A 12493-nucleotide genomic window follows, 5' to 3' on the forward strand; every position below is an offset into this window, starting at 1 on the left:
ATAACTTTATTATTCAACGCCCCCTGAAGAGGGGAACGAGTAAGGCTGATTTCTAGGATGCGCTTGTGTGTGATGTTTGGCAATGTTGCCGCCGCACTTCGAGCGCTTCGGGCATCCATTCCTGGAATTGCCGGATTCTCGTGGTATGACTGGGATGGGTGGACATGAATTCTGACGGTTGTTTGCCTTGGCTCATCTGTCCCATCCGCTCCCAGAGTTTTGGCGCTTCAGTCGGGTCGAAACAGGCGCGTGCGACGAATAAGAGGCCCATATAATCGGCTTCCGACTCATGATCGCGGGAAAAGGGCAGCATGATGCCATATTGCGCGCCGACCCCAAGCGCTCCCAGGACCATCCGTTGCGTATTGTAGTCCAGGTCCCCAAGGGCGACGCTGGCAGCCATCGACCCGATCTGCATGAGTTTTTGATGGGCCATGCGTTCGGCGCCGTGCCGGGCAATGGCATGAGCAATTTCATGCCCCATCACAATCGCTAATCCATCGGCATTTTTGGCCACGGGAAGCAAGCCCGTGTAGACGGCGGTCTTGCCTCCCGGCAGCGCAAAGGCGTTAGCTTGCTGGGATTGAATCACGTTGAATTCCCATTGAAACCCCGGATCGACATCACCGGCGGCCTGAGCCAGTTTTCGGCCAATCCCACGGACCAAATCCACCACTTCACCCTGTGGAACGACTTGAGACTCACTGAGAATTTGTTGGTAGGACTGAAGCCCGAGGGCCATCTCCTGTTCACGGTTGATGTCGACGAGTTGAGAGCGTCCGGTAATCGGGACGGTTTCCTGGTTCGATACGTAATAATACAGGCCATAGCAGGCAAACAAGATGATCGGAATCAGCCGCATCTTGAGACTCATGCGAGGCCGGCGCTGCTGCGGAAAGCGTTCCCGCCCTAACCCACCGAATGGCATCAGTTTTTCTCCTGCGTAAATAGGCTGTCAGTAAGGTCGGGACGTCTGGTCTATCCCGTCGGAATGCGAATCTTCTGACCTGGGTATATCAAGTCCGGATTCTTGATAACCTCCCGATTGGCTTCGAAAATTTTGGGATAGTCCATCGCATTGCCCAGAAATTTCTTGGCGATGGCTGACAGGGTATCACCTTTCTCGATGACATAATATTCAACCTTGGCGGTCTGGGCTGGCGCCTTCACGTTGCCCGCGGCGACGTCCGTTACCCCTTTGACATTGCCTGCCAGCAGCACGGCCTTTTCCATGGCATCGGCGCTGTCCGCGTTGCCGGAGAGGCTGACTTTGCCTTCTTGGAACTCGACATGCAGATCCTTGATGCCGGGATTGCGTGATTCGATATGTTCCTTGATTTTCTCCGCCGGTTCATCGCCGCTGCCGAAAATTTTTTCTCCGATGTCTTTTACGAAATCAAACAGTCCCATTTGAAGACCTCCTGGTTGATGGAAGGGTATGAACCCTATGAACTTACATGAACGAATGCTTGCCGTTCAGGCTCTCAGGCTCAATGATCGAATCAGGACAAAGACTGTGGAAGTATCGTTAAGAGAGGGGACTTACGACAGAAATTCAAATGCGTTCGTATGATAGCTGAAATGGTCAGGAAGAGAAAGATTGGCGGGCTGGTTTCGCAACGATATACGGGCAGGCCGTCTGATGAACACCGGCTGCGTAAAACGTGAGAGAAGTTGAGCCGGATTACAGTGACTGTACGAACGGTTTGCTGAACTCTCCTCGCGCGACTTCTGCCACCGGCCCCTTCATCGTGATGTTGAATTGAGGGTCAATCGAAATTTCCAGATTGCCGCCCGGCGCTTTTACCGTTACGGGGCTTTTGACGAGGCCGAGTCGAATCGCGGCGCTGGCCGCTGCGCAGGCCGAAGACCCGGAAGCTTGCGTTTCACCTGCTCCCCGTTCCCAGATCAAAATGGATATGGATTTTGGTCCGGTCGGAACTGCCAACTGAACATTCGTCCGCTTGGGAAAGATGGTATGATTTTCGAGCTCCGGTCCGATTTCCAGCAGATCTTCTCGCGTCCAGCTTGTGCCTTTTTCTTTAAACACAACGCAATGGGGGTTACCGACGCTGACTCCCATAAACCGTAATGATTGGCCTGCCGCCTTGACCGGTTGTTGAATGAGCTCTGGAACGCGGAGTGTGCAAGGGAGGGCGATGGGTTGAAACGAGGCTCGCCCCATCTCGACCGTGGCCTCTCCCACAAATCCATGTCCGTTGACGCCCAGGTGGACCTGCGTGAGTCCTCCTTTGGTCTGTACGCTGAATGTGCGTTTCTTGGTTTTTTTCGTCGCATAGAGATAGCAGCCGAAGATTCGTAACCCGTTCCCTGATTTTTCCGCTTCTGTTCCATCTGGATTGTAGATTCGCAGGCCAAAATCCGCTTTCTTGCCGGGATGAAGGGCTAAAATCCCGTCACTGCCGACTCCCCAATGTCGATCACAGATTCTTCGAATAATTCGTGGGGTGAGCTTAAATGTTAATGTCGCCGGGTCAAGGGCGATGTAGTCATTCCCTAACCCGTGCCCTTTGAAAAATTGATTCTTCATTGCTGCTCCATGCGAAGTCGATATTGAACGCTGAACACCATCCTAGATTCTATCTAGTAAGTAAAAACTACGATGGATTATAAAATCCAGGAGAAAATCTGTCAAAAATTGCTCTGCAGGCCTCAATGGAGAAGAAAATCAGCACGTCGATTAGCTGATCATAGGCCGGTCTCAGAGCGGTTTGACATGGAAAGAACGCAGAATCCCGTATGTGGATCTCTCTTTTTGCTTGAGAGGGTTGTTACGGAATGTACTGCGCTTGTCTCTGCTGCACGAACTCCAAAATTCGTTGCTGATCACCGTTCGTATCCCATACCACTCGCAAAAAATCCGCGGGATCAATCCCGTGTTTTTTCAAGAATGGACGATCGCCACCGCATCCATACATGAGTTCCGGTGGCATTTCTCCGCGGAGTTTGGCCTGGGCTTTTTGTATGATTCGTGGAAGCCAACGGATTCCACCTAATGCGGCGCTCTTGGGAGGCAGTGTGTTCATCGAAACAGTATGAGACGAAGGCCGTCCTTGTTGTTCCGTCATGAAGTACTGCCGTCGAACGGCCGTGATGCGAAGAACGGTATCTTTGTCGGGCTCACCGTCGTCGTGCCAGTCTTCGATAAAGTCATACATTTCTTGAGGAGTGGCGCCGATCGATGAGAGAACATGAATGTCTTCTGCAGAAAAGAGCTGATCGACCTGTCTGATGCCGGTGGAGAAGCGTTGGACGGCGTTTTCATACAGCTCGGTGAACGGTTTGATCCAGTCGTTCGATTCAGGTGGATAAGGACTTTGCATCGTTTGCTTGCTCTTGGCCAGGGACAAATGAGCTCGGTGGCTGGCCGATATTTTCCTTTAGTTCGGGTGTTCAATCACGATTTTTCCGGTATGCTTGCCCGCAGCGAAATAGTCGTGTGCAGCGTTGATCTCGTCGAGTGTGAAATGGTTGGCGTCGATAAGGGGACGGAGCTTGCCTTCATCAACCCATGTGGCGAGACGCTGGAGGATCTCGCCATGATGGGGTCGTCCTTTTCCAGTGAGCATGGGCAGCAGCATGAAGACGACATGGAGGGTCAGTCCACGTTGATGCATCAGCGAGAGGTCATGGGTGCTATGTGAGACAATCGTGATGACTTGCCCGTTATGAGCGGCGGCTTTAAAGGCGCGATCGATGTTCGACCCTCCTATCGTATCGAAGACAATGTCGAACCCGTCGCCATTTGTGAGCCGTTTGGTATAGGCTTCTGGAGTTTCCTCGTTGTAATTGGCCCATGCTTTGGCCCCGAGTTGCCGTCCGATCTCTCCTTTTTCCGGATTTGACGCCGTGGTATAGACCGTGGCGCCATGAAGAGCGGCCAGTTGAATGGCGATATGTCCCACTCCTCCCGCCGCGGCGTGGACAAGAACTCGTTGCCCAGGCTGCACGCGGGCTCGATCGATCAGTCCTTCCCAAGCCGTGATACTCACAAGAGGGAGGGCGGCGGCTTCTGGGAACCCAAGCGTTCGGGGTTTGAGAGCCATAAGATCAGCATCTACGAGCATGTAGTCCGCAAGCGCTCCTCCCTGTCCTTTGACCCCTCCGGCGCAGCCATATACTTCATCCCCGACGTGAAAGTTCGGGACGCCTTCGCCAACCTCAGTCACGATCCCCGCGACATCGCCATGCAGGACCGCCGGCAGGTCGGGAGCGAAGGGCAGTCCGAGTGTACGAATCTTCCAATCGACGGGATTCAGGCTCGTGGCCTTCACTTGTATGAGGAGATGCCCGGGTTGAACGACAGGTTTGGGTATTTGTGTTTGCTCAAACCGGGCGTCTGGCCCGTAGTCTCGTACGACGTACGCGTTCATCGGTGTGTTCTGTTCCATCCCTTGAAATGTCTCGCTAGCTAGTCCATATTAAGTAGCCGTGAGATTCGAGTTGAGTGTATCAGCAATCCTCTTTTGGGGAATAGTCCCCATGGACCATAGCCAATTGTGTGACGACGTTGACTGTTTCGCCTGTTTTTCGTGTTTCATGGCTTCCATAAATTCGCTTAAATTGCAAGTGGTAGCATTGGTCTCGATAGTAACCGGTAATAATTCTTGTATCTTTTTTGTCGACTCTATGGTAGGGTAAAAGTACCATTACAGGTTGGACCCCCTGATGATGGAGCAACGTAGCAGGTCCGTTAACCAACCGATGTTGTTTTGCCCGGGAGTCAACTCGGAAGTCTGACCAGAGTCGCTTCAATTCTCGCGTCTGCGGCCTACCCCTTCCTGATGTACGTACCATCTCCAGCTCAAGGCAATATCATGATTTTTCATTCAAAAGGAGGAACCTCATGGGTTCAAAAATTTACGTAGGTGGTTTGCCGTATTCCGCGACTGAAGCTGAGATGGAGGCCTTATTCGCAGAGCATGGAACCGTCCAGTCGGCTCGAGTGATTACCGACAAATTTACCGGTCAATCTCGTGGCTTTGGCTTCGTTGAAATGTCTTCTTCCGAAGAAGCCGAAGCGGCCATTGCCGCCCTGCATTCCACAGAAATGGGTGGGCGCACTCTTACCGTCAATGAAGCAAAACCGATGGCTCCGAGAACCGGTGGCGGATTTGGCGGAGGCAATCGAGGCGGAGGTCGAGGAAACCGATTCTAAGCTTTAATATTTGCTGAAAGCGAAAAGCGGAAGGGGATTCAAATGAGGAATCCCCTTCCGCGGCTTTCCCTCGAAAACCATCCATGGCCACGACGACGTTAATCCCGCTAAGCACACGCGCGTTCGATTTTCCAACCACATTTCTGTTTAGCCTGGTCGCTGTTGGAACGATGATCGGTGTTCCAGCTTATGCCTATTTTTACGACTACAACGTGGTCGATTGGGTGATGTTTGTCGTGATGTATATCGCGAGCGGGTTGGGGATCACCGTCGGGTATCATCGACTGGTCACACATCGAAGTTTTACATGTCCGGATTGGGTGAAAGCGATGTTGTTGATCGGTGGAGGATGGGCTCTGGAAAATTCTGCCCTGAAATGGGCTCGCGATCACATTCGGCACCATTCCCGTTGTGATCAGGAAGAAGATCCATATAATGCCAAACGGGGGTTCTGGTTTAGCCATTGTGCGTGGCTCTTCTGGCGTGACCCCCATCGTAACCGGCCATTTCCAGCACGCCTGGTGAAGGATCGCGTGGTCATGTGGCAGCATCGGTACTATGTTCCCATTGTCTTATCCGGTCTACTCTTACCGTTTCTCGTGGGATTGGCGGTCAATGGGTGGATGGGAGGCGTAAGCTGTTTTCTGTTGGCTGGCGTCGGGCGAATGTTTTTCGTGCTGAACTCGACATTTTGTATTAATTCCGTCTGTCATCTATGGGGAAATCAACCCCACGGCAAATCCGATTCTAGTCGAGATAGTTGGCTGATTTCACTCGTGACGTTTGGAGAGGGCTACCATAACTACCATCACATGTATCCGAGTGATTATCGCAATGGTCTGAAGTGGTATAATTTCGATCCTTCCAAATGGCTGATCTATGGCTTATCGATGGTAGGGCTTGCCTCGTCCTTGTACCGATCTTCCCCAAAAACCGACTAGTCATTCCTTTTTCCTCTAAGTCGCACGAGACTTCTGCATCCTCAAGGCTACTTGATTCTTGAAAAATCTGTAACACGATTCATGCTGAAAATATGGGCTGATGGGTGTGTTGGCCTCTTGAAGCAATCGTTTGAGGGTCGCTCCAGGTTTTTGCTCGTCTAATTCCGCGAACAACGATAGGCCAACGCTGCATGGCTTAGAGCTTTCAGAATGGATTGGAAGGGGATCACTGCCGGGAAGGATGCGAATGCCCTGTTCGCAGGCAAGCGTAAATTGAGGTGGATACGGGAGAAAGCCGGGACGGCTGCCATTGTCACCCACATACACATTGGTCATTGCCGAAGATTGCATGAATTCATTCAAAAGCTTACCTCGTGCACCCCACCATTTTCCGAAAGCCCAAGGAATGACGGGAATCCCTCCGCTCTTTTTCACGCGGTCGATGGACTCGTGAAGACTCATGCCATCCTGGAACGATTCCTTCGTTATAAGCGCCAAGACTTCAAACTTTTCTCGTGTCGCCATTTGTCGGCCAGCCACGAATAAGATTCGTTCTCCTTGGGATGAGTTCGCCAGAATGGTGACTTCTTCTTCTGTTCGATGAAAACTCCACGTCTTTCCTGAGTGGTGAGTGAGCGTCCGGTTTTCTTCGGCGAATGCCCGCAATCGTTGAAACCAATGATCGCAGGATATTTCAGTGAGGAGAAGAATTCCGAGTATTGGACCATTGTGGCGTAAAGTATCAGTTTGCGCACGACAATTCTTCAAGGCCGACTCAAGGAAAATCGGAAGGTCATAGCAGTCATAAAGATGTACATGAGCGTCAATGAGGAGGAGAAGCCGATCTGTTGTCATGAGGGAAATGTCAGTGACAGGGCGTTCGTTCTGATTGATGATTGTACCCTGGCTCGAATCAAGAATCTATGCCGACCATTAATGAAGGTTCGGCTTTACACGTTGTTGAGCATACTGATCGCGGCTTGGGGCTGCTCAGAGCGTTCAGGACGGCACGAGGCAAGAATGGCAGGGCTTGATGAGCAAGGGGCTTCCCTTCTGCCATTGGCCGTTATGGTCATGGGGAAAATTGGTGTTAATTGTGAGAGATCTGGCGAGCGTCAAATTTTCCTTCAAGTGTTTCGGCGATGTCCTGAGCCTTCTTAATGCTCATGACCATGCTCTTCTTCTCTTTATGAGAGGCCCGCTTAACGTCTTTAAGGAATTCACGAACGGCTTTGGGGATTAACGGACTCATGGTGAGGGGTCTCCTGAGAATGAATAGTTTATTGTTTGGACTTCTCTACATATGTCTTTCGGAACGTAGACTTCCAAAATTAAATAGGAGATTTGGCGCAGGTCTCTTTTGTTCGCGTACCTTGATTGACGGATGTCAATCAGCCAGGCACAATCCATCACCTCCGTAGCCTTCATTTGCATCTTTTTCTGTAGAAGCCACGTTTTCCCTATGCCCGATATTAATTGGGAGATATTCAGATTTTCGGAGCTGATGAAGGAGGCCGTGTTTGATATTTTTCGCTTGCGCGTGGATGTGTTCGTAGTGGAACAGCAATGTGCCTATCCGGAAGTCGAACCGTCCGATTGTGATGTTGAGACCCGGCATTTGACTGGATATGATGATGCTGGCTCTTTGATCGCGTACGCTCGGCTCTTGCCTCCTCGGCCCGACAGTTCGAATGCGAGGCTCGGGAGAGTCGTGGTGCGGCAAGAGGTGCGGAGACGAGGAATCGGTCATCAACTCGTGCGTCGGGCTTTGAACGAAATACAGCACTGTTGGGGAAATGTCCCGATTGAGATTTCTGCGCAAGAATACCTTGGGAAATTCTACCAGGGTTATGGATTTGTGCGAGTATCAGATGTCTATCTTGATCATGGTGTTCCACATGTTGACATGCTGAAGAACGTCTAATGCCTTCGTTGCCCCTAGGTGAAATCTCTCTTGAAACGTTCCTGAAGGAGTATTGGCAGAAGAAACCGTTGTTGATTCGCAATGCCTTGCCAAACCTGGAATTGCCTGTCTCTGCCGATGAACTGGCGGGATTGGCCTGTGAAGAGTTCGTGGAGTCTCGGCTGGTGATTCAAGATGGCGTGAGTGAGCGATGGGAACTGGCCCATGGACCGTTCACCGAGGAGACTTTCCGGGAATTGCCGGAAGCTCATTGGACCTTGTTGGTGCAAGCCGTGGATCATTGGGTACCTGCTGCTGCCCAATTTCTCGCACGATTTCATTTTATTCCCAGTTGGCGTATCGATGACCTGATGATCAGTTATGCCAGTGATGGGGGAGGGGTAGGGCCGCACTACGACAACTACGATGTGTTTTTAGTGCAAGCAAGCGGGCGAAGGCGATGGGAGATTGGTGGCCGATTTGACGCGAATTCACCTCGTCGTCCTGATACGCCGGTGTTGATCCTGACCGATTGGGAGCCGGAGTGCAGTTGGATTGTAGGACCTGGCGACATGCTGTATGTCCCTCCCTGTATCGGTCATCATGGCGTTGCCGTGGGGAATGACTGTATGACCTGCTCGGTCGGTTTTCGCGCTCCATCCCACGGCGAAATTCTCCGGGGGTTTGCCGACTATGTGGCTGATGCACTCAGCGAGGAGAAGCGATATTCAGACCCGGGTCTCGTTCCTCAGGCTTGCCCCGGAAGCTTGACGCCGGAAGCTTTGGAGGCTGTCCATCGAATCGTGACAGACTATGCCAAAGACAAGACATTGCTCGCCGAGTGGTTTGGCCGGTTTATCACGGCTCCCAAATATCCAGAAGAAGAACCCACGACGCCGATTTATCGGATTGAAGGGTTACAAGCGCATATCTCTACGGGTGGTCGCTTGGTTCGCAATGAAGGATCGCGGTTTGCTTTTCAAGAGCAGGGGGGGGAATTAAGGTTGTTCGTCGATGGTCATTGTTACCCTTGTCCGAAAAGCCAGTCCGAGCTCGTTCAGGCCTTGTGCGCCGAGCTCATGATTAATCCTCGCAAATACCTGCATTCTGTCCCCCACCTGCAATTATTGGTCGATCTTCTCAATCAGGGAAGTCTCTATCTGTCTGATTGACCACTGCGCTTATGAATTACACGAGGGACGAATGGACGAGAGGGCATGAATTTGTAGTGCAAAGTCTGGTTTTGCTTGGACCACCGGCGGTAGTACGCGAGGGGGAAGCTCGGACGTATATCCCAGGCTCACGTTATGGGGAGCATGGCGAAATCGCCTGGTCAATCAGAGTCTTGGCTGCACGTTTGGCAATCTGAGCGGCTTTAGGGTTTTGTGAGACTTGAGCCGTCACGGTCGCGCCTTCGAGGAGTATGGCGAGTTCCTCAGCTAAGGCTTGTGGATTGCTGGCTCCTGCCTTTTGACAGAGCTCTTGGATGTACCCTTTGACCAGTTTCTTGTATTCCTGGCAGATGTGGCGGATGGGAGTGTCGTTTTCTGAATACTCTCCAATCGTATTGATGAAGAGACATCCGTAAAAGTGCTTTTGCTGAAACCAGAGTTGCGCCGCATCAAAGATAGCCAGTAGCTTCGTTCGCGGTGACTTTCCTCCACTCTCGACTGCTCGCATAAAATCATTTCGAGCCTTTCCGTCATAATGACGCAGTACGGCGAGGATGAGTTCTTCCTTCGATCGAAAATGCGCATACAGGGTTTTCTTCGTGACTCCGGCCTTTTCCACGATCGTATCGATTCCTGTGGCATGAATCCCGTATTTCGTGAATAGATTCAGTGCGGTTTGGATGAGTTGCTCTCGTTTTGAATGTCGTGGCATGGCAGTGCCCTGTCTAAACAGATGTGTCTCCAAGAGATCGTTTACGATCCAGTCAGAAGAATTTTTTTGAATGTACTAAACAGATCGTAGAATGGCAACATCGTCAAGAATTTTTCCTGCATGAATGCGATGTGTAACGAAATGAATGCTGGGATGACTAATGAACTCATGCTAGACTGATCTGTTTACATTCGATTGGTGTTTTTAATGAACAAGGAGTGTGTCATGGCTATGTCAAAAGCGTTCACAACCCCAAAAGGGTCCCTGATTAGTCGAACTGATGTGAATCGAAAAGGACGTCCCCGCAATGTGTTTTTGCCCCGTGTCACGCGCCCCAGTTGGGCCACTCAATTCGAAGATTTGACCAGGCGGGGGTTGGAGCAATACCTTGCCGGAGAACGAAAGGCCGATTCTTTTTTGAATCAGGAGGATGTTTCGTTCTTAGTCTCTATCGGGACATCAACGCAAGAAATCTATGACTTCTTGGAAGATTGGTATGTCTATGGGGAGCCGTCCTTTGAAACCGCACTTCGCATCACCGAAGTGCGAGCCGAGTATTTCCTCTACGAACAGCAAGGTTGCCGGTCGACTCGTGTCATCACACCGGAGGAGTTGCCAGTGCCAACTGCGGAAATCGGTGGATTCCCCTGGCTTCCTCGGATTATGGCGAAAGCGCATGCTAAATTACGGGGCGAAATGTCTCCGGAAATTATGTATTCATGTAAAGAAGATCGGGCTTTTTTGAGAAAAGTGGGAACCGAGCCTGCTCAATTTTTACGAGTTGTATGGAGTGCGGACGATGATCTGGACTCCATCGTGGAATATGTTAAGATCTCTGCTCAATTCCAGGCCGGTTCTGATCATCACATAAACTGTTAAAAGGGTAGGAGAATCATGATGAATCGTGCAACGATTGTCTGTGCTGTTTTGGCTCTGGTGGGTCTGAGCGTCGTAGGAGTGGCTGTGGCAGAAAAGAAAACAGGGTTCGCCCCCAATGTGGATGGACAAACCGGAAACATTCGCGTCCCCGACGATTACACCTTGTGGCCGGCCCTCGGCACCTGGTCTCATGCCAAGGTGGAGGGGAAGCCGGGAATCCAGGAACATCATGTGGTGTACACGCAGCCCGAAACGATTCAGTATTATCAAAAGAAGGGCAGGTTTCCAGATGGAGCGGTCCTCGTCAAAGAGCTATTACACGCGGAAACGATGTCGATGACCACGGGGCCGGCTGTGGGTCACGCAACGACGATCAAAGGCTGGTTTGTGCTGGTGAGAGATACCGAAGGACGCTTTCAGTCATCCAGCTTATGGGGAGATGGATGGGGCTGGTCGTTCTTTAATGCGGACGATCCTGAAAAGACGGCCTCAACCAATTATAAAATCGATTGCGTGCCGTGCCATACCCCTGCCAAAGAGTTAGCTCCGAAGAATGCCCAAAAAGATGACAAATGGATTTATACGCTTGGGTATCCGGTGCTGCAGAAATGAGAAATCATTGAGCGATTCAGACCGAATGATATGGAGTGGGTAGGGGAGGACGAAATCCTGCGATATCCTGGATTTATTGAATAGTTGTCCGATTATACATTCCTAATCAATGACCTTGCTCTTCCGATGAAATCGTAACACGATGCTGGGGTCGGGGTGGAGGTTCATCTTCGTCTCACTTTTCCCCTTGTAAGGGAGGGTATTCAAGACGTGGCGAATCGCTTCCAGCCTTGCTTTCAATTTGTTGTTGGCTTTTACGATGATCCAAGGGGAATACGAGGTGTGGGTCTTGCTGAACATTTCTTTCTTGTACATGGTATAGAGATCCCAATGCCCTTGGGCCTTATCGTCAACAGGGCTGATTTTCCATTGTTTTAAGGGGTTGGTGACACGCCGCTTGAACCGCCGTTCCTGTTCGTCTTTCGATATGGAGAACCAAAATTTGATGAGCTCGATGTTGTCCTCATAGAGCATATGTTCGAATTCCGGAACCTGCTGCATGAAGATCTCATACTGACTTTGCGTGCAAAATTGCATGACGGGTTCGACAACAGCCCGGTTATACCAGCTTCGGTCGAAGAAAGCGATTTCACCTGGATTTGGAAGATTGTTCGCGTAGCGCTGGAAGTACCATTGGCCTTTTTCCACTTCGGTGGGTTTCGGCAGGGCCACCACTTTCATGGAGCGCGGGTTCAGGTGTTCGGTAAATCGTCGAATAGCCCCACCTTTTCCGGCCGCATCACGGCCTTCAAAAATAATCGCAACCCGGCGTCCGCTCAGTTGGACATCGCGCTGTAACTTGACCAATTCGATTTGCAATTGTCGTAATTGTGATTCATAACGAAGGATTCGTAACGCACGCTTGATATCGATGTTTTTGGATTTGAGGAGTTGGATCAGCCCCTGTCGTGAAGACAGGCTGGTGAGATCGGTCTCTGATAACGATTGCGTCGCTGTTCTGATGGGTATGGCTTTGAGCTTCTTTGGACTAGGCATCGGATGTCAACCTTCCTCAATAACTGGCTGCTGAATATGGCTTGTCAGAAAATACGGAATCTTTGGAGTATGTTCCGCATTCTAGGATGATACAAGACC

At 50.9% G+C, this 12493-nt stretch carries 15 protein-coding genes; 6 read left to right on the plus strand and 9 right to left on the minus strand.

Features of this window, described 5'->3' with window-relative positions; translation table 11 throughout:
* Positions 1-52 precede the first annotated feature (52 nt).
* From MRJ96_11065 to MRJ96_11085, 5 genes are all read right to left on the minus strand, one after another.
* Positions 53-928: a M48 family metallopeptidase gene (locus tag MRJ96_11065; GenBank protein MDR4501980.1), complete on the minus strand. Its 876-nt coding sequence runs from the start codon at positions 926-928 to the stop codon at positions 53-55.
* Positions 929-978: 50 nt separating this feature from the next.
* Positions 979-1410, minus strand: coding sequence for a peptidoglycan-binding protein LysM (gene lysM / locus MRJ96_11070; GenBank protein MDR4501981.1), 432 nt, complete (start codon positions 1408-1410; stop codon positions 979-981).
* A gap of 274 nt (positions 1411-1684) precedes the next feature.
* Positions 1685-2551: a diaminopimelate epimerase gene (gene dapF / locus MRJ96_11075; protein MDR4501982.1), complete on the minus strand. Its 867-nt coding sequence runs from the start codon at positions 2549-2551 to the stop codon at positions 1685-1687.
* A 241-nt stretch (positions 2552-2792) separates the two neighbouring features.
* On the minus strand, positions 2793-3344 hold the full coding sequence (locus tag MRJ96_11080) for a DUF5069 domain-containing protein (GenBank protein ID MDR4501983.1): 552 nt from the start codon (positions 3342-3344) through the stop codon (positions 2793-2795).
* Between the two features lie 57 nt (positions 3345-3401).
* Complete coding sequence (locus MRJ96_11085) at positions 3402-4412, minus strand: zinc-dependent alcohol dehydrogenase family protein (GenBank protein MDR4501984.1); 1011 nt, start codon at positions 4410-4412, stop codon at positions 3402-3404.
* Between the two features lie 455 nt (positions 4413-4867).
* On the opposite strand from MRJ96_11085, the gene MRJ96_11090 reads away from it, so the two are divergent.
* Both MRJ96_11090 and MRJ96_11095 read left to right on the plus strand, forming a co-directional pair.
* Positions 4868-5179, plus strand: coding sequence for an RNA-binding protein (locus tag MRJ96_11090; protein ID MDR4501985.1), 312 nt, complete (start codon positions 4868-4870; stop codon positions 5177-5179).
* 83 nt (positions 5180-5262) lie between these two features.
* A complete protein-coding gene (locus MRJ96_11095; GenBank protein MDR4501986.1) occupies positions 5263-6120 on the plus strand; it encodes a fatty acid desaturase in 858 nt (285 codons plus the stop codon).
* Between the two features lie 15 nt (positions 6121-6135).
* Here the strand turns inward: MRJ96_11095 and MRJ96_11100 are convergent, their stop codons facing one another.
* The gene (locus tag MRJ96_11100) at positions 6136-6975 is read right to left on the minus strand and encodes a hypothetical protein (GenBank protein MDR4501987.1); all 840 of its coding nucleotides are present in this window, start codon (positions 6973-6975) and stop codon (positions 6136-6138) included.
* A 235-nt stretch (positions 6976-7210) separates the two neighbouring features.
* Positions 7211-7372, minus strand: coding sequence for a hypothetical protein (locus MRJ96_11105; protein MDR4501988.1), 162 nt, complete (start codon positions 7370-7372; stop codon positions 7211-7213).
* Positions 7373-7636: 264 nt separating this feature from the next.
* On the opposite strand from MRJ96_11105, the gene MRJ96_11110 reads away from it, so the two are divergent.
* Positions 7637-8044, plus strand: a complete 408-nt coding sequence (locus MRJ96_11110; protein MDR4501989.1) for a GNAT family N-acetyltransferase — start codon at positions 7637-7639, stop codon at positions 8042-8044.
* Positions 8044-9195, plus strand: a complete 1152-nt coding sequence (locus MRJ96_11115; GenBank protein ID MDR4501990.1) for a cupin domain-containing protein — start codon at positions 8044-8046, stop codon at positions 9193-9195. The genes MRJ96_11110 and MRJ96_11115 overlap by 1 nt, the downstream gene beginning before the upstream one ends.
* A gap of 133 nt (positions 9196-9328) precedes the next feature.
* Here MRJ96_11115 and MRJ96_11120 read toward each other — a convergent pair whose 3' ends face one another.
* Positions 9329-9907, minus strand: a complete 579-nt coding sequence (locus tag MRJ96_11120; GenBank protein MDR4501991.1) for a TetR/AcrR family transcriptional regulator — start codon at positions 9905-9907, stop codon at positions 9329-9331.
* Between the two features lie 225 nt (positions 9908-10132).
* On the opposite strand from MRJ96_11120, the gene MRJ96_11125 reads away from it, so the two are divergent.
* Positions 10133-10786: a DUF5069 domain-containing protein gene (locus tag MRJ96_11125; protein ID MDR4501992.1), complete on the plus strand. Its 654-nt coding sequence runs from the start codon at positions 10133-10135 to the stop codon at positions 10784-10786.
* 15 nt (positions 10787-10801) lie between these two features.
* Positions 10802-11398: a cytochrome P460 family protein gene (locus MRJ96_11130; protein MDR4501993.1), complete on the plus strand. Its 597-nt coding sequence runs from the start codon at positions 10802-10804 to the stop codon at positions 11396-11398.
* Between the two features lie 102 nt (positions 11399-11500).
* Here MRJ96_11130 and ppk2 read toward each other — a convergent pair whose 3' ends face one another.
* The gene (gene ppk2 / locus MRJ96_11135; protein ID MDR4501994.1) at positions 11501-12394 is read right to left on the minus strand and encodes a polyphosphate kinase 2; all 894 of its coding nucleotides are present in this window, start codon (positions 12392-12394) and stop codon (positions 11501-11503) included.
* Positions 12395-12493: the final 99 nt, after the last annotated feature.

It is taken from the genome of Nitrospirales bacterium (assembly GCA_031315865.1).
Taxonomy (GTDB): Bacteria; Nitrospirota; Nitrospiria; order Nitrospirales; family UBA8639; genus JAGQKC01.